General features: G+C 69.7%; 13 protein-coding genes and 1 pseudogene. 1 reads left to right on the top strand and 13 read right to left on the bottom strand.

From position 1 onward, the window contains the following. The first annotated feature begins 33 nt into the window (after positions 1-33). Positions 34-1,650, top strand: a pseudogene (groL, locus tag CCS01_RS26480) (chaperonin GroEL). A gap of 830 nt (positions 1,651-2,480) precedes the next feature. On the opposite strand, the gene CCS01_RS26485 reads toward groL, so the two are convergent. From CCS01_RS26485 to CCS01_RS26545, 13 genes are all read right to left on the bottom strand, one after another. Then, positions 2,481-4,277: an adenosylcobalamin-dependent ribonucleoside-diphosphate reductase gene (locus CCS01_RS26485; protein ID WP_104521769.1), complete on the bottom strand. Its 1,797-nt coding sequence runs from the start codon at positions 4,275-4,277 to the stop codon at positions 2,481-2,483. Beyond that, positions 4,267-5,238: a ribose-phosphate diphosphokinase gene (locus CCS01_RS26490; RefSeq protein WP_104521770.1), complete on the bottom strand. Its 972-nt coding sequence runs from the start codon at positions 5,236-5,238 to the stop codon at positions 4,267-4,269. Before CCS01_RS26490 ends, CCS01_RS26485 begins: the two co-directional genes overlap by 11 nt. Further along, the gene (locus CCS01_RS26495; RefSeq protein ID WP_104521771.1) at positions 5,235-5,903 is read right to left on the bottom strand and encodes a phosphoribosyltransferase; all 669 of its coding nucleotides are present in this window, start codon (positions 5,901-5,903) and stop codon (positions 5,235-5,237) included. Before CCS01_RS26495 ends, CCS01_RS26490 begins: the two co-directional genes overlap by 4 nt. After that, positions 5,893-6,567 (bottom strand): dienelactone hydrolase family protein, encoded by a 675-nt coding sequence (locus CCS01_RS26500; RefSeq protein ID WP_193540169.1) that lies wholly within the window; start codon positions 6,565-6,567, stop codon positions 5,893-5,895. Before CCS01_RS26500 ends, CCS01_RS26495 begins: the two co-directional genes overlap by 11 nt. Further along, positions 6,564-7,988, bottom strand: a complete 1,425-nt coding sequence (locus CCS01_RS26505; protein WP_104521772.1) for a phosphotransferase — start codon at positions 7,986-7,988, stop codon at positions 6,564-6,566. The genes CCS01_RS26500 and CCS01_RS26505 overlap by 4 nt, the downstream gene beginning before the upstream one ends. Then, on the bottom strand, positions 7,985-9,343 hold the full coding sequence (locus tag CCS01_RS26510; protein ID WP_104521773.1) for a nicotinate phosphoribosyltransferase: 1,359 nt from the start codon (positions 9,341-9,343) through the stop codon (positions 7,985-7,987). The genes CCS01_RS26505 and CCS01_RS26510 overlap by 4 nt, the downstream gene beginning before the upstream one ends. A gap of 631 nt (positions 9,344-9,974) precedes the next feature. After that, positions 9,975-11,105: an ABC transporter permease gene (locus CCS01_RS26515; protein WP_204848444.1), complete on the bottom strand. Its 1,131-nt coding sequence runs from the start codon at positions 11,103-11,105 to the stop codon at positions 9,975-9,977. Between the two features lie 4 nt (positions 11,106-11,109). After that, complete coding sequence (gene rbbA / locus CCS01_RS26520; protein ID WP_104521774.1) at positions 11,110-13,824, bottom strand: ribosome-associated ATPase/putative transporter RbbA; 2,715 nt, start codon at positions 13,822-13,824, stop codon at positions 11,110-11,112. Further along, entirely contained in the window at positions 13,821-14,999 is a 1,179-nt protein-coding gene (locus tag CCS01_RS26525; protein ID WP_104521785.1) for an HlyD family secretion protein, read from the bottom strand. The genes rbbA and CCS01_RS26525 overlap by 4 nt, the downstream gene beginning before the upstream one ends. Positions 15,000-15,139: 140 nt before the next feature. Continuing rightward, complete coding sequence (locus tag CCS01_RS26530; RefSeq protein WP_104521775.1) at positions 15,140-15,862, bottom strand: DUF1614 domain-containing protein; 723 nt, start codon at positions 15,860-15,862, stop codon at positions 15,140-15,142. A 151-nt stretch (positions 15,863-16,013) separates the two neighbouring features. Further along, positions 16,014-16,787 (bottom strand): response regulator transcription factor, encoded by a 774-nt coding sequence (locus CCS01_RS26535; RefSeq protein ID WP_239992406.1) that lies wholly within the window; start codon positions 16,785-16,787, stop codon positions 16,014-16,016. Further along, the gene (locus CCS01_RS26540) at positions 16,784-20,920 is read right to left on the bottom strand and encodes a PAS domain S-box protein (protein WP_158258614.1); all 4,137 of its coding nucleotides are present in this window, start codon (positions 20,918-20,920) and stop codon (positions 16,784-16,786) included. The genes CCS01_RS26535 and CCS01_RS26540 overlap by 4 nt, the downstream gene beginning before the upstream one ends. A gap of 1,261 nt (positions 20,921-22,181) precedes the next feature. Further along, positions 22,182-22,571, bottom strand: a complete 390-nt coding sequence (locus CCS01_RS26545) for a hypothetical protein (protein WP_104521778.1) — start codon at positions 22,569-22,571, stop codon at positions 22,182-22,184. Between the last annotated feature and the right edge of the window lie 508 nt (positions 22,572-23,079).

Here is a 23,079-nt window from a genome sequence, read left to right on the forward strand (position 1 = left end):
ACGTCAGGACACAATCCGCGATGGAGGTCACGCATGGCCAAGCAGGTGCTGTTCCGGTCCGCCGCACGCGAGAAGATCCTGCACGGTGCAACCCAGCTGGCGGACGCCGTGCGCGTCACGCTCGGTCCGCGTTCGAAATCAGTCCTGATCGACAGGAAGTTCGGCGCGCCAATTGTGTGTGACGATGGCGTGACAATCGCGAAGGAATTCGAGCTGCGGGACCGCGACGAGAACCTCGGCGCCCGGATGCTGCGCCAGGCGGCGGAGAAGACCGGCGACGTCGTCGGCGACGGCACCAGCACCGCAACGGTCCTGGCGCACGCCATCCTGTCCGATGGCATCCGCAACGCCGTCGCCGGCGCCAGCCCGACCGAGCTGCGCCGCGGCCTGAACCGCGCCACCGCCGCCGCCGTCGCCGAACTGCGGGCGATGTCCCGGCCGGTGAGCACGCGCAAGGAGAAGGCGCAGGTCGCCACCATCTCGGCCCACAGCGACGCCGCCATCGGCGAACTGGTCGCCGACGCGATCGAGAAGGTCGGCAATGATGGCGTCATCACCGTCGAGGAGTCGAAGACCACCGAAACCACGCTCGACGTCGTGGAAGGCATGCAGTTCGACCGCGGCTTCCTGTCCCACTATTTCGTTACGAATGCGGAGAAGATGGAGGCCGAAGACGCCTACGTCCTGTTGTCCGACCGCAAGATCGGCAACCTGCAGGAGTTCCTGCCGGTGCTGGACGCGGTCGCCGAATCCGCCCGGCCGCTGCTGGTGATCGCCGAGGACGTGGAAAGCGAGGCGCTGGCGACACTGATCGTCAACCAGTTGCGCGGCGTCCTGAAGGCCTGCGCAGTCAAGGCGCCGGGCTTCGGCGACCGGCGCAAGGCGATGCTGGAGGATATCGCCGTGCTGACCGGCGCCACCATCGTCGCGCAGGAGCTGGGCGTGAAGATGGAAAGCCTGACCGAAAAGCAACTCGGCCGGGTGGCCCGCGTGGTCGCCGACAAGGACAGCACGACGCTCATCGGCGGTGCCGGCGACAAGGCCGAGATCGACGCCCGCATCCAGCAGATCCGCCGCGAGATCGAGGCCACCACCAGCGACTACGACCGCGAGAAGCTGCAGGAGCGGCTGGCGAAACTGCTGGGCGGCGTCGCGGTCATCCGCGTCGGCGCGCCCGCCGAGGTGGAGATGAAGGCGCGCAAGGAGGCGCTGGACGACGCCATCAGCGCCACCAAGGCCGCCGTCGCCGAAGGCGTCGTGCCCGGCGGCGGCCTGGCGCTGCTGCGTTGCGTTCCCGCCATCGAGCGGGAAGAAGCGAAGACCGAGGGCGACGAGCGGACCGGCATGCAGATCCTGCGCCGCGCGCTGGAAGTGCCGACGCGGCAGATCGCCGAGAACTCCGCGGTCGACGGCGGCGTGGTGGTGGCGCGCATGAAGTCGGGCGACGGCACGATCGGCTTTGATGCTGTATCAAAATAATTTGTCGACCTGATGCAGGCCGGCATCGTCGATCCGACCAAGGTGGTGCGCACCGCGCTGGAAAACGCCGTCTCGGTGGCCGGCACGCTGCTGCTGACCGAGGCGACGATGACCGACCTGCCCGAGCCCCACAAGCCGCGCGTGCCGGAGCTGGAGGGGGAGATGCCGTAACCGTTCTCTCTCCGCCATGGCCGGGCGTGTGCCTACGCAATGCACACATCCTGGAAACGAGTCGGAAATGACCGTACAATCAAGTGCTTGCCTGGGCGCCGAGAGCGTTCCCCCATCGTCATGGCCCGGCTTGTCCGGGCCACCTGTCGCGGCACAAGTGCTGGAATAGGTGGCCCGGACAAGCCGGGCCATGACGAAAGGGAAACGCAGCGGCGGACCGTTTCCGAGATGTGTGCATCCCGTAGGGCGTGTGCCGGCCATCTGCGCTTCGACGGCGGAGGGTGGATGGTCGGGACACGCCCTACCGCATGCACACATCGTGGAAACAACTGCAAAACCAGGCGCTCGCCCGGTGCCCGGGACCGTTGCCGCTCTGTCGCAACGGCGCGTTTGGCTGGTAAGCGACCGGCCGAGGGTGCGCAGGGCCACGTCGCCGTTGCGTGGCTCGCACATCCGGTGTGGCGCATCCTGCCCATCGGGATGGGGCGGAATCGGGTTTGCCGCCGCAATCAAGCGGACACGGAGTTCCACGGTGTTTGCACGGCGTTTCACGGAGGACGTGGATATTGCGCTTCGCGCGAAGCGCCTGAAATCATCGAACGCTGCCACAGGGGCGACCATGTTGGGGGCGCCCGGACGACTCCGTGAAACTCCGTGCCAACCCCGTGGAACTCCGTGTTCGCTTGATTGCTGCCGGTGAAACCGGCACAGGCCGTGACAGTATGAGGCATGGCTGAAGCGGACCGTTTCCGAAATCTGTGCATCCCGTAGGGACACGCCTGGCCATGACGATAGAGAGATGACGCCAACAGGACGCCGTCCGCCTGGTATCACCCGCAATCCCCGCCGTCGCACGTCGGCTGTGCCGCCGGCATCAGCACGCTGCCACGCTCCCCAGCGGCGCGGAACACCGTGCAGCCTTTCAGCCCCTTGTCGTAGGCGTGCCGGTAAACCCCGCTGAACGCGGCGAAATCGATTGCAGCCGGGAAATTGATTGTCTTGGATATCGCATTGTCCACCCACGGCTGCAGCACCGCCTGCATCGCCAGGTGCGCCTCCAGCGGCAGGTCCGCCGCAGTCACCAGGGCGTCCGGCACGCCATCGGAACGATCATGCATCGCCCGCCACAGCCGCACCGCATAATCGGTCAGCGGCAGCGTCACCGTCGCGCCATCCGGCCCTGGCACCGTACGCCGGGAATCGGCAGCGAAAATCGGCTCGATCCCGCTCGAGACATTGCCCGCCAGCAGGCTGATCGAGCCCGCCGGAGCGATCGCCAGCAGGTGGCTGTTGCGGATTCCGTGCCGCGCGATGCCGTCGCGAATCTCCGCCGGCAGCGCCTGGACGAAGGGCGCCCCCAGGAACGGCTCGCGCCGGAAATCCGCAAAGCTCGGCTTCTCCCGGGCGATGGCGATCGACGCCCGGTAGGCGTCCAGGCAGATCGCCCGCATCGTTCCGTGGGCGAATTCCAGCGAGGCGTCGCTGCCGTAGCGGATGCCCAGCATCAGCAGCACGTCGGCCAGCCCGGTGATGCCCAGGCCAACGCGCCGCGCCCGCCGCGCCGCATGGCGCTGCTGCGCCAGGGGAAACCGCGTCGCGTCCAGGACATTGTCGAGCAGTCGCACCGCGGTCGCGGTGACCGCCGCCAGGCGGTCGGTATCGAGCCGGGCCTGCAGGCTGAACGGATCGCGCACCAGCCGCGCCAGGTTGATCGAGCCGAGGCAGCAGGCGCCATACGGTGGCAGCGGCACCTCGCCGCACGGGTTGGTCGCGGCAATCCGCTCGCAGTACCAGAGATTGTTCATCCGGTTGATCCGGTCGATGAACAGCACCCCCGGCTCGCCACTCTCATAGCCCGCCCGCGCCAGCCGATCGGCCAGGTCCCGGGCGGGCAGGCGGCGGGCGACGCGGCAGCGGACGGCGCCGGCCTCGCCGGGCCAGTCGAGCCAGATCGTTTCACCACCGTTGCCATCCGGCAGGTCGGGAAACGCCAGCGGCCACGGCTCATCCTGCGCGACGGCGCGCATGAAGGCGTCGGTGACCAGGACCGACAGGTTGAAATGCCGCAGCCGCCGTGGATCGCGCTTGGCGTCGACGAACGCCAGTATGTCCGGGTGGTTGCAGTGCAGCGTCGCCATCATCGCGCCGCGCCGCACCCCGGCCGACTGGATGGTGGCGCACATCGTGTCCCACACATCCATGAACGACACCGGCCCCGAAGCGATCCCGCCGGTTTTGCGGGCGCGGAAGCCGCTCGGACGGAGGGTGGAGAAGTCGTAGCCGACGCCGCCGCCGTGCTGCATGGTCAGCGCGCCGCGTTCCAGGGCGCGGAAGATCCCGATGACCGAGTCGTCGATCGTCCCCATGACGAAGCAGTTCAGCAGCGTGACGTCCTCGCCGGTGCCGGCGCCGGCCAGAATGCGGCCGCCGGGCAGGAACCGGAAACCCTGCAGGATGTCGAGGAAGTGGTTCTCCCACTCCTCGCGCCGCGCCGTCTCGATCCTGGCCAGCGCGTGCGCGACGCGTCGCCAGCTGGTGTCGATGCCGCTCTCGGCCGCGCCGGCACGGTAGCGCGCCTGCCACAGATGCCGGGCAACCGGCGTGTCGAGCGGCGGTTCAGCCGGCATCGTGGCACGCCGCGATCGCCCGCGCGACGGCGTCCGAGACATCCAGGACCGTCAGGCGCAGCGCCGCTTCCGCGGCCAGCCGGAACGGCGGCACCGTGTTGGTGACGGTGATGCCGTCGATCGCCGGCGTCGCGAACAGCTCGGGCGCGCCGTCGATGAACAGCCCGTGCGCCGCGGCGGCCAGCACCCGGGTCGCGCCGGCGGCGCGGCAGGCCTCGGCGGCGCGCACCAGGGTGCCGCCAGTGCTGATCAGGTCATCGACGATCACCGCCACCTTGCCGCGCACCTCGCCGGCGAGCAGCCCGCCGCTGACCACGCCGCCGCTGCGGAATTTCTCCATGGTGGCGCTGCCCACATCCGCGTGCAGCATCGGCTCCAGCGACTGGCGCAACTGCTCGGCGCGCTTGGCGCCACCGGCGTCGGGCGAAACCACGACGACCGGCTGGCCCGGGGACTGATTACGCAGCGCGGCGGCGAAATGCGAAGCGAACAGCGGGGCGGTCTCGATGTGCCAGAACGGCATGCGGAAGGCGTTCTCGATCGCCGCGACGTTGTGTACTTCCAGCGCGATCAGCGCATCGAAGCCCACCGCCTCGAACAGGCCCGCGAGGTAACGGGTGGTGACCGGGTCGTTGGGCTTGGTGCGGCGGTCCTTGCGGGCGTAGCACAAATACGGCGTGATCGCCGTCACCCGCGCCGCGCCGGCGTCCTTCAGCGCGCCGCAGAAGAACAGCAGGCGGCACAGCTTGTCGTTGCCGCTCTGCGCCGGCTCGCCATACAGCGCGTGCAGCACGAACACGTCGTGGCCGCGCACCTGTTCCAGCGCGCGGGTCTTGTGCTCGCCGTCCTCGAACGAGCGCTCCTCGTGCCTGGCCAGTGGTACCTCGAGCCTTGTGGCGATGCGCTCGGCGATGTCCCGGCTGCCCTGCAGGCCGAAGAACGACAGGGGGAAGCGGCTCATGGTGCCCCCTCGCTGGATTTCATGGCGAAGGCGTGGGCGCGGTCGAGCAGCGTGATCACCTCGCTGTCGCGCAGCTGGCGGAAATCGTTGTAGTACGCGCCCACCGCCATGAAATCCGGCGGCATCCGCAGGCAGACGATCCGGTCCACCTCCTGGCGCAGGCGGTGCAGCACGTCGCTGGACGCGACCGGCACCGCCAGCACGATCGCCGCCGGCCGCCGGCGCCTTGTGCTGCGCAGCGCCGCGGCCATGGTGGCGCCGGTGGCGACGCCGTCGTCGACCACGATCGCCGTCCGCCCCGCGATCCCTGCCGCCGGCCGATCGGCCAGGTAGGTTGCGCGGCGGCGGTTCAGTTCCTGCACCGCCGCCTGCTTTTCCGCTTCGAAGTAGGCGTCCGGAATGTCCAGGCTGGCGACGATGTCGTCATTCACGACCAGCTCGGGCTCCGGCCCGTCGGCGATGGCGGCGACGGCCAGCTCCTTCTGGAACGGCGCGCCGATTTTGCGCACCAGCACGAGGTCGAGGGGGGCGTGAAGGGCGCGGGCGATTTCGAAGCCGACGGGAACGCCGCCGCGCGGCAGCGCCAGCACGACCGGATTTTGCAGCTTCAGGGCCAGCAGGCGCTCGGCGAGCTGCCGCCCGGCGTCGTTTCTGTCAGAAAACATGGTCTTCGATCTCCGCCGCTTGTAGCGCCAGATGCGTCCGGAACCAGTCCCTCGCCAGGATCACGACGGCGTCCAGCGCGCCCGGTTCCTCGAACAGATGCGTTGCACCGGGAATGATTTCCAGCCGGTGCTCGCTGTGCAGGGCCTGGCACGCCGCCCGGTTGAGCGCCAGCACTCCGGTGTCGCGGCCGCCGACGATCAGCAGCGTGGCGGCGCCCACCGCGGTCAGCGCCGGGCCCGCCCGGTCCGGCCGGCCGCCGCAACTGACGATGGCGGCGACGTCGGCCCGCACCGAGGCCGCGGCCAGGGCCGCCGCGGCGGCGACGCCAGTGCCGAAGAAGCCCAGCGGCAACCGCGGATCCGGCGCGGCCCGGCGCGCCGCCGTGGTCGCGAGGTCGAGCCGCCGCGCCAGCAGGGGAATATTGAGGACGTTGCGGCAGTCCGCCGCCTCGGCCTTGGTCAGCAGGTCGAGCAGCAGGGTGGCGAACCCGGCCCGCCGCAGCGCCGCGGCAACCAGCACGGTATGCCGGCTGAAGCGGCTGCTGCCGCTGCCGCGGGTGGCCATGACCAGCCCCTGCGCCTGGCCCGCCGGCAGCGCCAGCGATCCCCGCCGCCCCGAGCCGGGCAGGGTCACCGCGATGGCGCAATCAACCGGCGCGGTCATCGGATGGCCTCCGGACCAGGCTGGGCGGCATGCCCGCATCCGACGGAGGACGCACCGCACCGCGCGGCATCGGCCGCGGCATCGGCCATGGCCGCGAGGCCGTCTGGCCCGGCTTCGGCGGCTTGCCAGATGCGCGGGTCCAGCCCGGGCGGCGGGTCGCCCAGCCAGAACGGCAGCAGGCGGATTCCCGGCGGCAGCGCCACCGTCGCGTTGCGCTCGTCGCTGTCGCCGAACCGGCCTTCCAGCAGCACCGGAACGCCCGCCAACAGCACCGCCAGGGCCTCGCGCCACACCGCTTCGCCGGCCGCGCCGGCGCGCAGCACGCGCGCCCCCGGCGCCGGCGGCACCCGTGCCGCAAGCCGCGCCGCCGTCTCCACCCTCGCCCGGTCGTCGCTGCCGCCCAGCATGACCAGCACCGGCGGGCGGGCGTCGAGGAAATCCATCGCGGCCTCGACATGGCGTCGTGCCCGGGCCAGCAGCGCGCGGGCCTCCTCCGGGTCGCCGCGGCGGTGGCTGGCCGCCGCAAGCGCATAGCTGCGGGTGGCGGCGCGGGCGGAGAGGAACAGCGGCAGCGCGCGCAACCCATCGGTCTCACGCGTGCGGTCGAGCCAGGCGTTGAACACGATGTTGCCGAGGTCGTCGCGCCCGCGCAGGTGCAGGTCCATCAGCAGGAAGGCGAGGTCGTACAGCACGTCGATGCAGCCGATGTCGTCGGCGAACTCGATGCAGTCGAACAGTGTCGGCCGGTTGCCATACAGGCAAATGTTGGCCAGCCGCAGGTCGCCGTGGCAGCGGCGGACATGGCCGTCCGACTGGCGCGTGTCGAGCAGGTCCGCAACCCGGTCCAGCGTGTCATGCGCGCGACGGCTCAACGTGGCGAAGGGGGCCCCGTCCAGGGCCGCGCCGGCGAACGCCAGTTCGCGGTCGTTGTCGGCAAGCATGCGCCGGATGCCGTCGGCGCCGCCGAAGTCCCAGGTGACCGGCGCGGCGGCATGGAAGCGCGCGATGGTCTCGCCCAGGTCGCGCATCAGCTGCGGCGTGAGCCGCCCGGCCTCCGCCATATGCTCGAACAGATCGGCCTGGTCGAAGCGGCGCATGACGACCACGTGGTCCAGCGCCGGCCCGGCGCCGTCGAATTCCAGGCCGCCTGCGCTGGCGGTGATGGCGCGCACCGCCTGGTACAGCTCCGGCGCGGCGCGCGTGTTCAGGCGCAGTTCCGCCTCGCAGGCCGCCCGGCGCCGCTCCACCGTGGTGTAGTCGAGCGAGGCGAAGCGGATCGCCCGCTTCAGCTTGCAGGCGCGGTCCGCGACCAGGAAGACGATCGAGCAATGGGTTTCGATCCGCTCCAGCGCCGCGCCCGGCAGGCCATGGCTGGCCGGATCGGACAGGAAGTCGATCACGGGTTGCTGGGACCCGTTCATGACGGCGGTTTCCGGCCCGGGGCAGTGTCCAGGGCGGCGTCCAGGCCGGCGGCCAGGTGGCGGATGCCGTGGCTGAGCTGCACCGGGATGGCCTCCGGCTCCAGCCGCTTCAGCGCTTTCGGCAGGTGCGCCAGGCCGGACGCGGCGTGGGCGCGGGCCTGGTGCACCGTAGGCAGTTGGACGACGCGCCGGCCGCCGCGCATGATCGGTTGCAGCAGCGGCTCGCCCGGCATGGGCTCGTCGGCCAGCGCCACCACGTCGGCGACGATGCTGCCGTCGTCGTGGTAGCGGCGATGCACCTGCTTGCGGCCCGGCCAGGTGGCCTTGCCCTCGCTGAGCTTGCGCTTCGGCCGCCCGGCGTATTCCTGCAGCTTGTAGGCGCAGTCGAGCACCGGCGCGTCGGCCGCGGCGGCCAGGCTGGTGCCGATGCCGAACCCGTCGATCGGCGCTCCGTCGCGGCACAGCGCCTGGATGCCGTGCTCGTCCAGGCCGCCGCTGGCGAAGATGCGGATGCCGCGCAGCCCGGCGGCGTCCAGGATGGCGCGGACGGCGCGGGCATGGCGGCCGAGGTCGCCGCTGTCGAGCCGGACCGCGCCGATGGTGATGCCGGCGGCGGCGAGGCGCGGCGCCAAGGCGCAGACGATCGCGGCGCCGCGCTCGGTGTCGTAGGTGTCGATCAGCAACGTCAGCGCCTGCGGGCGCACCCGGGCGAAGCGCTCGAACGCGGTGGCCTCGTCGTCGTGCGCCTGGATGAAGGAATGCGCCATGGTACCGAACACCGGGATGCCGAAGACGCGGTTGGCAAGCACCGTGGCGGTGCCGGCGAAGCCCATCAGGTAGCTGGCGCGGGCGGTGAGCAGCGCGGCCTCGGCGCCGTGGGCGCGGCGCAGGCCGAAATCCAACAGTTGCTTGCCGGGCGCGGCCAGCACCATGCGGGCGGCCTTCGAGGCGATGACGGTCTGGAAGTGCAGCAGGTTGATCAGCCGGGATTCGGCCAGTTGCGCCTGGGCCAGGGGGGCGGTGACGCGCAGGATGGGCTCGTTCGGGAAGAACACGGTGCCTTCCGGCATGGCCTCGACGTCGCCGGTGAAGCGCAGGTCGTGCAGCGTGCCGGCGAAGGCGGGGGAAACCAGGCGGGAGTCGCGCAGCCAGGCGCATTCGTCCGGGGTGAAGCGCATTGATTCCAGGAACTGCACCGCCTGCTCCAGCCCGGCGGCGACCAGGAAGCCGCGGTTTGGCGGCAGCTTGCGGACGAACAGCTCGAACACGGCCGTTTCCGCCATGCCGTGCGCGGCGTAGGCTTCCAGCATTGAGAGCTGGTAGAGGTCGGTCAGCAGCAGGCTTTGCTCAACCATCCCGGCATCATGCCGGGGAGGCTGTTTGCGGAGTTGATTTTAATCACCTGACGGCGGATTTGCTGTGAACGTGATGGGCGGGCGTTGGTCCCGGCCATCCGCACTCCAACGGTGGGGGGTAGATGGCCGGGACACGCCCCATGTGTATCAGGATAAGCGAACTGGCGGAGCAAGGGCTTCTCCCTCACCGTCATGGCCGGGCGTGTCCCTACGGGATGCACAGATCTCTGAAACGAGTCGGAAATGACCGTAAAATCAAGTGCTTGCCTGGGATCCGAGAGCGTTCCCCCATCGTCATGGCCCGGCTTGTCCGGGCCACCTGTCGCGGCACACGTGCTGGAATAGGTGGCCCGGACAAGCCGGGCCATGACGAAAGGGAAACGCCGCGGCGGACCGTTTCCGAGATGTGTGCATTGCGTAGGGCGTGTCCCGGCCATCGACCCTCCGCCGTCGAAGCGCGGATGGCCGGGACATGCCCGGCCATGACGGTGAGAGAACGGCCGCGGCGCCAAATTCTTCTCCGCCAATCGCCCTACCCTGATACGCATGGGGACACGCCCGGCCATGACGATAGGGAGACGACCTAGCGTCGCCACACCGTTCCGCCAGCGCACTGCCAGCGCAACGCCTCTCACCCCACAGCGACAGCGGACACCTTCCGGAACCGCCACACCGCCAGCGCAAAGAACACCGCCCCGAATCCCGCCACCGCCAGGAAATCCGGCCAGACCAGCGAGAACCCCGCCCCGCGATACAAAATCGCCTGCGCGAAGCTGACGAAATGCGTGGACGCCACGCCCTGCATCACCACCTGCAGCCACGCCGGCTCGCTCTCGATCGGCGTGTTCCCGCCCGACAGCATCTGCATCGGCATGAACACCAGCATGAACAGCAGCCCAAGCTGCGGCATCGACCGCGCCACCGTCGCCAGGAACAGCCCCACCGCCGAGGCGAAGAACAGGTACAGCATCACCCCGCACAGGAACAACGGGATCGAGCCCGCGATCGGGATCGCCAGCAACCCGCGCACCACGGCATACAGCGAAATCGTTGTCGCCACCGAAATGACGAAGCCGTTCGCCAGCACCTTGGCCGAGGCGATCTCCACCGGCGACAGCGGCATCGTCAGCAGGTGATCCATCGTACCGTGCTCGCGCTCCCGGATCACCGCTGCGCCGGCCAGGATGATCGCCAGCATGTTGATGTTGTTGATGATGCCCATGATGCTCATGAACCAGCCCGGCGCGGCGTTCGGATTGAACGACAGGTGCACCGCCAGCGTCACGGCATCGGCTGGGACCTGCTCGCCGCGCGTCACATGCCGCCGGATCTCGTCCATCAGGATATCCTGCACGTAGCCCGCGCCGACGCCGGCCTGCAGCGCTGCGGTGGCATCGACGTTGACCTGCACTGCCGGCACCCGCCCGGCCTCCACGTCGCGCTGGAAATGCGGCGGGATGTCGATGATGAAGGTATAGCGCGCCAGGTCCAGCAGCCGGTCGATGTCCTTCGCCGCGATCATCTGCGCCGGCTTGAAATACGGCGGCAGGAAGGCGTGCGCCATCGCCTGCGACAGCTGCGAATGATCCTCGTCGGCGATGGCGATTGCGGCGTTGTGCACCTCCTGCGCGGTGTTCTGCGCCATCGAAATGATCGAGAAGCTGAAGCTCCAGATCATCAGCGCCACCAGCGTGAAGTCGCTCAGGAAGCTGCGCACTTCCTTGGTGCCGAGCCAGAAGACGTTCCGCAGGTGGCGCAGCATGGCGCTACCGCTCCTGCTTGCGCAGCAGCAGCGCGGCCAGCATCAGCAGGGCGGGGAAGAACAGCGACAGCTCCAGCATGGTCGTGCCAAGCTCGGCAAACCCCAGTCCCTTGGTGAAGGTGCCGACGCTGATCGGCAGGTAGTAGCTCATCGGGAACAGCCGCCCCATCACCGCGCCCATGCCGGTCAGCGACGAAACCGGCGACATGATGCCGGAAAACTGCATCGCCGGGACCACCGTCAGGATGGCCGTGCCGAACAGCGCCGCGATCTGCGTGCTGGAAAACGTCGAGACCAGCAGGCCATAGCAGGTGGTGGCGAAGACATAAACCAAGGTCCCCACGGTCAGCGCCGCCAGGCTGCCTTTCAGCGGCACGCCCAGCACCAGCGTCGCCAGGGCCACCAGGATGGCGAAGCTCACCATCGCCAGCGCCACGTACGGCAGTTGCTTGCCGAGAATGAACTCCAGCCGCGTCACCGGCGTGACGTACAGGTTGGTGATCGAGCCGAGTTCCTTTTCCCGCACCACGGCCAGCGCCATCAGGATCGCCGGGATCATGGCCAGCAGCAGCGCGAGATTGCCGGGCATCATGGCGTTGATGCTGTTGAAGCTCTGGTTGTAGCGGAAGCGAGTCTCGATCGTCGCGGGCTGGGTCGCCGCCTTCCCGCGCGCCGTCGCCAGGTCCTGCAGGAACCGCGCATGCACGCCCTGCAGGTAGCCGCGCGTGGTTTCCGCCTGGAACGGCATGGCGCCGTCGATCCAGGCGCCGATCTCGGCGGGACGGCCGCGGCGGACGTCGCGGCCGAAGCCGGGCGGGATTTCGATGGCCAGCTTCAGTTCGCCGGTCGCCATGCGGTCGTGCAACGCCTGCGCGCTGGCGATGGGCCGGTGTTCGGCAAAGTAGGCCGAGCCGGAGAACGCCTGCACATAGGCGCGGCTTTCCGGCGTGCGGTCGCGGTCCAGCACGGCAAAGGGCACGGTGTTGACGTCAAGGTTGACGCCGAAGCCGAACACCAGGAACAGCAGCGCCATCCCCAGCACCGCGAAGCCCAACCGGATGTGGTCGCGCAGCAGTTCCAGCGTCTCGCGCCGCGTGTAGGCGAACATCCGGCGCGGGCTGAACCAGCGGTGCTGCGGCTCCCGCGCCACCACCGGAGCGGCCAGAACCGGGGCCTCGGCGGCGGGACGTTCCCCGCCCGCCGCCTCCAGGCAGGCGATGAACGCCTCCTCCAGCGTCGCGGCGTTCCACTGCCGCGCGAGGTCGGCCGGGCTGCCGGTGGCCAGCACCCGCCCGGCATGCATCAGCGCGACACGGTCGCAGCGGGCGGCCTCGTTCATGAAATGGGTGGAGACGAAAATGGTGACGTCGCGCCGGCGCGACAGGTCGCCCAGCAGCGCCCAGAACCGGTCGCGCGCCAGCGGATCGACACCCGACGTCGGCTCGTCGAGGATCAGCAGTTCCGGCTCGTGCACCACCGCCACCGCCAGCGACAGCCGCTGGCGGATACCCAGCGGCAGCGCCGCCGCCCTGACGTGCAGGTGATCGCGCAGCGAGAACGTCGCGACCAGCGCGTCCACCCGCCGGTGCGCCCGGTCTTCCGGAAGCTGGTACAGCCGCGCGTGCAGCAGCAGGTTCTGCTGCACCGTCAGCTCGGTGTATAGCGAGAACGACTGCGACATGTAGCCGACGCGGAAGCGCATCGCCATGCCGGCGGCGTCCATTTCCTGGCCAAACAACAGCGCCTGCCCGGCCGTCGGCGGCAGCAGGCCGGTCAACATTTTCATCGTCGTCGTCTTGCCGCAGCCGTTGGAGCCGAGGAAGCCGAAGATTTCCCCCCGCTCGATGCTGAAGCTGACGTCGTCCACCGCGAGAAAATCGCCGAACCGCCGTGTCAGCCCGTGCGCGCTGATGGCAACCTCGTGGCTGCCGTCGCCGCGCGGCGGGATGTCGGGCCGGACGCGGCCGGCGCGCGCGACGGGCGGGAGCATGGCGATGAAGCTTTCCTCCAGCGTGTCGCAGCCGGTGTCGCGCCGCAGCGCGGCCGGGGTGCCGCTGCCCAGGATCGCGCCGTCGTGCATGGCGATCAGGTGTTCGAACCGCTCGGCCTCGTCCATGTAGGCGGTGGCGACGATCACGCTCATCGCCGGGCGTTCCGCGCGCAGGCGGTCCACAAGATCCCAGAACTGCCGGCGCGCCAGCGGATCGACGCCCGTCGTCGGCTCATCGAGGATCAGCAGGTCGGGGTCGTGGATCAGCGCGCAGCACAGCCCGAGCTTCTGTCGCATGCCGCCCGAGAGGTTGCGGGCGGCGCGGTCCGCGAACGGGGCGAGGCCGGTCGCCGCCAGCAGTTCGTCCATCCGCCGCTGCCGCTCCCGCGCGCCCTGGCCGAACAGGGAGGCGAAGAAGGTGATGTTCTCCGCCACGCTCAGGTCGGGATACAGGTTGCGGCCGAGGCCCTGCGGCATATAGGCGATGCGCGGGCAGATCAGGCCGCGATGCCGGGCGGAGCCAAGGTCGCCGCCGAGCACCTCCACGCGCCCGTCCTGGATCCGCTTGGCGCCGGCCAGGATGCCCAGCAGCGTGGACTTGCCGACGCCGTCGGGGCCGATTAGCCCGGCCATGCCGCCGCGGTGGAGCGTCAGGCTGACGCCGCGCAGGGCGATCCGCGGGCCATAGCGATGCCACACGTCGCGCGCCGTGGCGACGGCGTCGGTCATTTTCCCGCTGCCGGCGGTTGGGGTTGCTGCTGGGGTGCCGGTTGCGGGTCCGTGGGTTGCCGGGGCGCCGGCGGCTGGTCCGCCAGTTCCAGGAAGGGCGGCCATCCGGCGTGCGGGTCGAAGCGGATATATGCCAAGCCCGGTACACCCGCGTGCAGGTCCGCGCCGAGTATCTGCAACGCCTTCGGATCGACCCGCACACGGACCCGGAACATCAGCTTGTCGCGCTCGGAGCGGGTTTCCACCATCTTCGGGGTGAACTGGTTCTTTGACGCAATGAACGTGACGGTGGCCGGCAATGGCTGGCCGGGCAGGGCGTCGAGCAGGATGCGGGCCTGGTCACCAAGCTTCACCCGGCCGGCGATCGCCGTCGGCAGGAACACGTCCATATAGACGTAACCGGCGTCGAGCATGGTGAACACCTTGCCGCCGGCCGCCAGCACCTCGCCCACATTGGCTAACCGGTACTGGATCGGCCCGTTCTTCGGCGCCACCAGGGTGTTGTCGGCGATATTGACGCGGATCAGGTCGGCGTTGCGGATCGCCCCCTCCAGCGCGGCCTTCGCCATGGCGATCCTGGCCTCGGTGCCGTGGTAGGTCGCCACGGCGGCGTCGAACTGCGACTGCCGCTGGTCCAGCACCTGGCGGGTTTCATAGTCGCCCTTCACCAGGGTGCGGGCGCGCTGCAGTTCCTGCGCCGCCAGCTTCACCTGGCTGCCAATCTGCGCGAGCACGGCCTCGCTTTCGGCGATGGCATGCCGGGCCTGGGCGATCTGCGCCTCGGCCTGGGCGAGCGAGGTCTGCAGGTCGCGCACATCCATGCGGGCGACGACCTGCCCGGCGGTGACGCGGTCGGCCTCCTCGGCCAGGATTTCGGCGATGCGGCCGGGGAACTTGGTGCTGATGTCGATCTCGTCGGCCTCCAGCCGGCCGTTGGAGAAGGCGATGCCGGCGGGAAGCGGCGGCGGGGCGCGCAGCCACCACCACGTGCCGCCGCCGAGGCCGCCGGCCAGCAGCGCGAGCAGCAGCAGCACCGTCCGCCGGGACCGCCTGGGCGGCGGGGACGGCACCGGCACGAGGTCGCCGTTGATTGGCGGCGGAACCACCACGGAGGCCTGGACGGGGGGCCGTGGTTCCTGCAGCCCGGTCGTGGGGGGCGAAGCCTGCTGGATCATCCTGCCGTCCCGATGCCGAGGACGAAGGTCGACGGCCTCCGTCGTCGGCTGATTCTGCGGCATCGGCGCGACGGGAGCATTGATCCATGTCAGTCAGGGGCGGGGATCACCCGGCCAGGCCGCCGCGGCGCCGGCGGTCGTCATCGGTGCGCGGGACGATCCGCATCCGGCGACCCGGCGGTCAGGCCGGCGATCAGCACCGCCAATACGCCGGTCAGGAAAATTCCGTCGAACGTCCCGGCGCCACCGATCGAGGCCACCGGCGCCCCCAGGCCCTGGACCTTGTCCAGGTTGAGCAGATCGGCACCAACCAACGTGCCGACACTGCCGCCGATATAGGCCAGCGGAGCCGCGTACCGAACCGACAGGATCATCGCCACCAGCGCCGTTGCCACTGCCGGAACGAAGATCGGCACGGCAATGCCGACGCCCGGGACAGGATGCGCAAGGGCGTGGCTGACCGCGGCCACGCCCGCGATGGCCAAGGTTCCACGCACCCAGAGCCGATGCCGCGCCAGCAGGTAGATCGACATCAGGCCAGGGATGATGGCACCGCCCAGATTGGCGGCAATGACCGTCCCCGGCCAGTTCTGGACCACCGGAACGACATACTCCATGCCATAGAACTGGACCACCTGTCCGGACAGGACTTGCTGCTGCGGCAACTCGACCAGTGGCACGTTGAAGTAGGAGCCGATCAGCGAGCCCAGCAGCACCAGCGTGGCAACGCGGGCGCTCAAGCCAAGACGCATGTAGGCGTAGCGAAGCACGCCCACCTGCACGAGCGCGATCAAAAAGATGAACAACCCCACCAGGATGGAGAAGAACGGCAGGGGCAGCGGCAGATAATGAAGCTGGCTCAAGGGCTGGCGCCTGTATCAGACGATACGCCGGCCAGGCTGGAAACACGGCAAGCCCGGCGCGTGCGGATGCTCCACGCTATCTGGCGGCGGGCCGAGGCCCGACAAGCCCGGCGGATGACACAGGCTGGAGATGCCTGCACAAGCGGAATGATCAGCACGCCTCCGCCGTGACGTTGCGGCCGTCCTCCGCGGCAGCGGCGGCCAGCGCCGAGCGGACCGTTTCATCGGCCAGTTCGGCCTTCACCGCCAGCCGCACCGCCTCGGCCAGGCTGCGCGCGCCCAGCCGCGCCATCAGCCGCGCGCGGTGCACCTCGGCGGTCCGCTGGCTGATGCCAAGTTCGTGCGCGATCAGCTTGTTGGGCTTGCCGGCCACCAGCAGGTCCAGCACCTCCCGCTCGCGCGGCGATAGCCCGGCCATCCGCCGCGCCGCCTCCACCACCTCGGGGTGGGCAGCGGCCGGCCCTTCGGGCGGCGCGCCCGGGCGAGGCTGCTGGCCGGCGCCGTGGATCGCGATCGACCGCTCGATCACCGTCAGCAGCGCCTCGTCATCGAACGGTTTTTCGATGAAATCCACCGCGCCCGCCTTCATCGCCCGCACCGCCGTGGCAACGTCGCCATGCGCCGTCATCACCACGACCGGCCGGCTGAACCCCGCCGCCTTCAGTTGCTCCAGCAAGGCGACCCCGTCCAGCCCGGGCATCCGCACGTCGGTCAGCACGCAGCCGATACCGGCCTCGTTCAGGTCCGGCAGCGACTCCAGGAAGGCGACGCCCGACACATGCGTGGCCGCCGGAATGCCCGCCGACTGCAGCAGCAGGCCAAGCCCGCGGCGCACCGCCTCGTCGTCGTCCAGGACATGCACCACAGGCGGCGATGCCGCCGGCGTGGACATCGCCGGGGCAGGCTGTCGAGGTTCCGTGGTCATTGGCGGCCCTCCTTGGTCCGGGGCGGGTTGAACTGCGCCGTATGCAGCGTGAAACGGAAGATCGTGCCGCCGCCGGGATTGGGTTCGGCCCACAGCCGTCCGCCGTGCGCCTCGACGATGGAGCGGGAAATCGACAGGCCGACCCCCATGCCGCCGCTGCGCGTGGTGACGAACGGCTCGAACAGCCGATCGGCCACCTCCGGCGCCAGCCCGGGGCCGGTGTCGGCCACCGAGATCTCGACCGTTCCGGGTTCGGCCCCGGGAGTGGCCCCGGGATCAGCCGGTACGGCCGACACCGTCACGTCGCGGCGCGGCGCGGGGCCGGCGGAGTCCGCGGGACGCTCGGCCATCGCCTGCGCGGCGTTGCGGATCAGGTTCACCAGCACCTGCTGGATCTGCACCCGGTCGGCCAGCACCAGCGGCAGGCCCGGGGCGATGCGGAAGGTGACGTGCAGGCCCATCTCCCTGGCGCCGATGAGCGCCAGCGCGCTGGCGTCCTCGATCAGCTTCGGCAGCGCCTCCAGCCGCCGATCGGCCGGCTCCCCGCCGCGGCTGACGAACTCGCGCAGGCGCTGGATGATGTGGCCGGCGCGCAGCGCCTGCTCCGCCGCCAGGTCCATCGCCTCGGCCAGCGCCGGCGGCGTGTTCGCCAGCCCGGCGGTCGCCAGCATGCGCCGCGCCGCCCGCACCGCGCTGGTGGTGGCGGTCAGCGGCTGGTTCAGCTCGTGCGCCAGCGCCGAGGCCATGGCGCCCGCCGCGGACAGGCGCGCGACATGCGCCGCCTCGGCCTGCAGCTCCTGCAGCCGCGCCTGCGTCGCCTGCCGCTCGGTCAGGTCGCGCATGAAGCCGGTGAACAGGCGCCGTCCGTCGACGCCCAGCTCGCCGATGGACAGATCCAGGGGGAAGGTCGAGCCGTCCCGGCGCCGCCCGGTGACGATCCGCCCGATGCCGATGATGTGCCGCTCGCCGGTCGCCAGGTAGTGGGCGATGTACTCGTCATGGGCCTCGTGGTCAGGGGACGGCATCAGGACGTTGACGTTGCGCCCGACCGCTTCCGCGGCAGGCCAGCCGAACATGCGCTCGGCCGTGGCGCTGAACGACAGCATGACGCCTTGTTCGTCGATCAGCACCATGCCGTCGGGCACGGTTTCCAGAATCGAGCGCAGCCGCGCCTCGCGTTCGTCCAGAGCCTCCGCCGCCCGCTTCGCCGCGGTGATGTCGCGCGTGACCGTGGCGTAGCCGTTGAGCCGGCCGGCGGCGTCGCGCAGCGGGAACAGCGTGCACCGCACGTCGACCGGCGCGCCGCTGCGCTGGTTGACGTACTGGATCTCGCCTTCCCACAGGCCCTGCACCGAGACGATGGGCATGATCTCGGTGTTGAACCGGTCCAGCGAGGCCGGCGCGACGTAGTCCATCAGGTTCAGGCGGCCGAGCCGCGCCGTCTCGTGCAGGCCGATCATCCGCCGGCCGCCGCGGTTGAGGTAGCTGACCTGGCCGTTCTGGTTGGCGATGGCGATGAAATCGTTGCTCTGCTCGATCAGCTGCAGCAGGCGTTCCTGGTTTTCGTTGGCGCGCTTCAGCAGGGTGATGTCGCTGAACACGCCAACCATGCGCACCGCCGTGCCGTCGTCGTCGCGCAGCACGCGCCCGAGCGGGCGGATCCAGCGGATTTCCCCGTCCGTCCGGGCGATGCGATGCTCGCACTGGTACAGCCCATCGCTGGCCAGCGCCGCCTGGAACGCCTCCTCGACCTTGCGCTGGTCGTCGGCATGGATGCGGGAGCGCCACGCGCTCACGTCAATCGGCGCGTCCGATGGCTCCAGGCCGAAGATACGGAAGGAGGTGTCGTTCCAGCGCGTCACCCCGGTGCGCAATTCGGTGTCGAAGGTGCCGAGCCCGGTCGCCTCGATCGCCAGCCGCAGCCGTGCCTCGCTCGCCCGCAGCGCCGCTTCGGCGGCCTTGCGGGCAGTGACGACCTCGGAGAACAGCACGGCGCCGCCGATGCTGCCGTCCTGCTGGCGCCACGGCGTCATCTGCCAGCGGACCCAGTCGGTGCGGCCGTCGGCGCGGAGGAATTCCTCGTCCTCGGCCGACAGCGTTTCGCCGTCGTCCAGCACCCGGCGGTGGATGGCGCGCCAGTGTTCGGGGAGGTCCGGGAACACGTCGTAGTGGCTGCGGCCGGCGAACGCCTCCGGGTCGCGGTCCGGCAGGCCGTAATCCGTCAGGAAGCGGCGGCTCAGCGACAGGTAGCGCATCCCGGCGTCGAACACGGCGATGGCGGCGGGGACGCGCTCGATGAACAGCCGCTGCCGCGCCTCGCTGTCGGCCAGCGCGTGCTCGGCGCGGATCCGCTCGGTGATGTCGAGGTGCATGACCACGGCGCCGCCGGCGGCGCCGGCATCGGTGTCCGGCCCCGCGACCATGTGGAACCAGCGCGGCGTTCCATCGGGCAGGTCGCAGGGATAGGTCAGTTCCAGGTGGTCGCGACGGCGGGCCAGGATGTCGCGCAGCCCGTCCAGCGCGGCTCGCGCGGCCGGGTCGCCGGCGGCGGCGGGACGGCAGGCGGCGAGATAGTCGGCGCCGACACACGTCCGGCTGTCCGGCTCCAGCCCGCCGGCCATGGCGAAGCGGCGCCACGCGGCATTGACCGTGACAATGACGCCCTGCGCGTCGAGCAGCGCCACGTTCGCCGGCAGCGCTTCCAGGATCGCCGTCTGGCGCTGCATCATCTGCTGCAGCGCGCGGGTCTGGGCATGCTGCTCGGTGACGTCGAGCCAGGCGACGTAGGCCAGGGCGCGTCCGTTGAGCAGCACGCGCGTGGCCCGGGCGAGGACGTCACGGATCCGGTCGCCGCGGTCGCGGTACTGGGTGGTGAATTCCTGCGGCGCCCCTTCCGCGTCGAGCGACGCCGCCCAGCGCCGCACCTCGTCCTCGGACTGCGTCGCCTCGATGTCGGGCACGTGGAGAGCGGCGAACGTGGCGCGGTCGTAACCGAGCGTGTCGCAGGCGCGGTCGTTGAAAGCGACGAAGCCCAGGGTTCCTGGGTCGAACACCGCGACGGCGACCGGGACGGCGCCGAACAGGGCGCGGAAGCGCGCCTCGCTGTCGCGCAGGCCGGCCTCGGCGGCCAGCCGTTCGGCTGTGGCGGCGGCCAGCGCGTGGCCAACCTGCGCCAGTTCGGCGATCCCGGTCGCCGGCGGCGGGATCGCCTGGCCCTCGCGCAGCCGCTCGGCCGCTCGCGCCAGCGCCATCACCGGATGGGCGATCCGGCGCGCGAACAGGACGGCGAGCGCGCTGGACAGCAGCGCCAGCAGGACGCCCAGCGCCGCCACGGACGCCGCCGAGCGGCGCAGCGCGGTGGTGATCTCGGCTTCCGGCGCGGTCGCCCAGGCGGTCCAGCCCGACAGGTGGGAGTGGCTGAAGGCGGCGATCACCGAGTCGCCGTCCATGTGCGCGCCGGTGTCGTCGGCATTGCCTTCCCGGACCCGGGCGGCGGCGCGGGTCAACGCCGCGGCCAAAGACTGCCTGGGCGCCCCCGGCTGCTCGCCCGACTGCGCCACCACGATGCCCTGCCGATCGGCGATGGTGATGGTCCAGCCGGGCGGCGCCGGCAGGTCCTGGATGATGCCGCGGACCAGATCGGGCGCCAGGACCAGGCGCAGCAGGCCGATCGTTTCTGGTTCGGCGCGGTCTGGCACGTCGATACGGATCGTCGCGGCCGCTGTCGCCGGGTCGCTGACAAGATCCGACACCTGCGGCCGATCGGCGGGCAGCGTGGCGGTGGCGCGCGGCGGCGGAACGGGCGCCGGGAGAGCCGCGCCATGCGGGCGCGCCGTGTCGACCTGCCGGCGTCCCGTGCGGTCGTGGAATTCAATGTCGGCGCCAAACTCCTGGCGGAACTCGCGGGCGCGGATGTCGAGTTCGGCCCAGTCGCCGCTGCGCGCGGCATGCGACTTCGCCAACACCTCGGCGGCGAAGACCAGCCCGGTCAGTTCGCGATCGATCGCATAGGCGGCGCCGCGCGCGGCATCCAGGCCGGTCCGGTCCAGGTAGGCGTGCTGCGAGGCGACGTAAAATGACGCCAGCACGCCGGCCAGCACAAGAACGGGTATCACCAGCGTGAGGCAAAGCATGAGCAGATGCCATGACAGCGGGCGGGTTCTTGCTATTGTTGCTGTATCGGTGACGGAAGGTATCCCGTCAGGCATCGTCCCCATCGGCTCCAGCCCCAGGCGGCCAGCGGTTGGCCGGATCCACGCATCGGCGTTGGGCAGCCTGATTACTAGGCGCGATCAGGCGGATACTTGCGTCCGATCGCCTGCCGACGACGGACCCATTCGGTGTCCGGGGACGATAATACAATCCGCCATGAATGGCTCCAAAAAACTTACGCGACAATTACGGAAGGTTGTTTAATAAAGAATTGTTTCCAAACGGCCAGCGCTGATCCGTGAGGGATCTTGACGCCCGGCGACTGCCACAAGTAGAATGCACTATCGGTATCATTGATCCAGGGTTGAAATATCAGTACATATTCTACTTTATGTCCAGGCGGATGCGATTTAATACTACCTTGGTTCCCGGCGCCGCCCAGGCCGCGGCCTCCGCCCGCCGGCGTGATTTTAAGCAAATCGGAAGAATGCCCATCGGTCCGGCGGCGCTGGCGGCCGCGCTGCTCTTCGTATCTTAGTGTCTTTGTGTTGAAGCGGCAGAAGAAACCGCACGGCCCTGTCCGTGTCCCACGATCACTGCCCGTGCCGCTACAACCGTTGGCTTTAACACAAAGACACTAAGCCACTAAGAATAGCGTCTCACGGTGCCCTACGGCGGCCGTACATCTTCGGAATGAGTTTTCACAACGCTTGTTCACGGCATCAGCCTGCCCCGCGGCAATGGAGACCGTCCTGGAGGCTCTGGTGCCGCTCGCCACCCGGAAACGTCCGTGCCGGTTGCTCCGGCCGTGATTTTCAGCACGGAGAAAACGCGGAGGGCCGGGAGGGCCACGGAGCTGGTGCGAACGGGTTGGCTTGTCGCCCGGCCCGGCCCGGTCTCCGTGGCCCTTCGTGCCCTCCGCGCTTTCTCCGTGTTGAGAGCCGATCGGCGATCCACACACCGGCGCCGCCTCGACCCAACGAAAACGACGGCCGATCCCGATGCCACTCAACCAGACGGGCCACGGGAATGGAGACTGGACCTCCGGCGAGCGGTACGGGGACAAGGATTGCACGGGATGCGTCCTTGTTCTGGTGCCTCGAAGCCAGATTGTTGCGGAGATGTACGACCGCCGTAGCACGGTGCCCGGGAATGGTCCGGTCCGCCGGAGTGATACGATCCGCAACGCCGCGAGCAGGAACATGCTCCGCCAGCAGGAGGCGAAACGGCATGATCGCGCAGTTATTCAGGCTCGATGCCCGGGTTGGCGCCTATGGGCCCAATCCAATGCGCCAACGCACCATTTGCAAAGGCGATGTCGTTGCGGATGCCATGAATGCCAGCCAGTCCGGCAGGCGCGGCGTGGGCCCATTTCTGTTCCCACGTGCTGACCTCGCTTTGCAGGGTCAGCCAGTCCTTGCTGAGGATCACTTTTGTCTGATCATCGGGCGCGAAGGCGTGCTGCTCAAGCGCCTGGACCGCCTGCCGCGCCGGATCCGCGTCGGAAGCAGGCACCGTTGTGGTCTTGTCCGGGGCCGGTTCCCGCGGTGACGTGGCCCGCCCGGGCTGCCGGCCGGCGCCGCGAGCAGCCTTGCCGGCGGCCGCAAAGGCGGCCCGGATTGCGTGATGCATCAAGGCATTTTTGTATCGATTCCGTACCATTTTGCGCCGTCGCCGGTTCGTCGCCGGGCCATTCCGCCACGGCCAGGCGCGGGCACGGTCCAGGAGCCGGAATTTGTGGCACGCTGAAACAGCCGGCGCATTGATCCCTGTCGCCGCCGTCGTTTCGTTCCGGCCTGCGTGCCAGGCTGCGCCGCAACCGCGCGGCGTCTCTGCGGGCGGCCGGAGCCGCTTGTTCCGGCATTGATATTTCTCAACCGGCAGCGGCGGTCGCGGCGCAACGCTGCGACTTGTCCCGCCGGACGAGGAGCCTGGTCATGTCGTCTGCACGCAAGCTGCTGATCGCCATCGCCGGCGGCGCGCATGTCCGCTTCGTGCGTCCGGCCGCAGGTCATACCAACGGCCCCGACCGTTGACTCGTCTGTGACTTGGAGCGACGCGGCGGTCCGTGATTCGCAGGCGTCTCCAAGACAGGGAGACAGCGATGACCGTAGCGATCACCGGCCAGGATCTCTCAGCC

This window comes from Rhodopila globiformis, from assembly GCF_002937115.1.
Lineage (GTDB): Bacteria > Pseudomonadota > Alphaproteobacteria > Acetobacterales > Acetobacteraceae > Rhodopila > Rhodopila globiformis.

Excerpts from the sequence above, each read along its gene's own strand:
- CCS01_RS26485 (WP_104521769.1), bottom strand. The coding sequence starts at position 4,277 with ATGCCGGCTGAACCGCCGCTCGACACGCCGGTTGCCCGGCATCTGTGG.
- CCS01_RS26490 (WP_104521770.1), bottom strand. The coding sequence starts at position 5,238 with ATGAGCCGCTTCCCCCTGTCGTTCTTCGGCCTGCAGGGCAGCCGGGAC.
- CCS01_RS26495 (WP_104521771.1), bottom strand. The coding sequence starts at position 5,903 with ATGTTTTCTGACAGAAACGACGCCGGGCGGCAGCTCGCCGAGCGCCTG.
- CCS01_RS26500 (WP_193540169.1), bottom strand. The coding sequence starts at position 6,567 with ATGACCGCGCCGGTTGATTGCGCCATCGCGGTGACCCTGCCCGGCTCG.
- CCS01_RS26505 (WP_104521772.1), bottom strand. The coding sequence starts at position 7,988 with ATGAACGGGTCCCAGCAACCCGTGATCGACTTCCTGTCCGATCCGGCC.
- CCS01_RS26510 (WP_104521773.1), bottom strand. The coding sequence starts at position 9,343 with ATGGTTGAGCAAAGCCTGCTGCTGACCGACCTCTACCAGCTCTCAATG.
- CCS01_RS26515 (WP_204848444.1), bottom strand. The coding sequence starts at position 11,105 with ATGCTGCGCCACCTGCGGAACGTCTTCTGGCTCGGCACCAAGGAAGTG.
- rbbA (WP_104521774.1), bottom strand. The coding sequence starts at position 13,824 with ATGACCGACGCCGTCGCCACGGCGCGCGACGTGTGGCATCGCTATGGC.
- CCS01_RS26525 (WP_104521785.1), bottom strand. The coding sequence starts at position 14,999 with ATGATCCAGCAGGCTTCGCCCCCCACGACCGGGCTGCAGGAACCACGG.
- CCS01_RS26535 (WP_239992406.1), bottom strand. The coding sequence starts at position 16,787 with ATGACCACGGAACCTCGACAGCCTGCCCCGGCGATGTCCACGCCGGCG.
- CCS01_RS26540 (WP_158258614.1), bottom strand. The coding sequence starts at position 20,920 with ATGCTTTGCCTCACGCTGGTGATACCCGTTCTTGTGCTGGCCGGCGTG.
- CCS01_RS26545 (WP_104521778.1), bottom strand. The coding sequence starts at position 22,571 with ATGCATCACGCAATCCGGGCCGCCTTTGCGGCCGCCGGCAAGGCTGCT.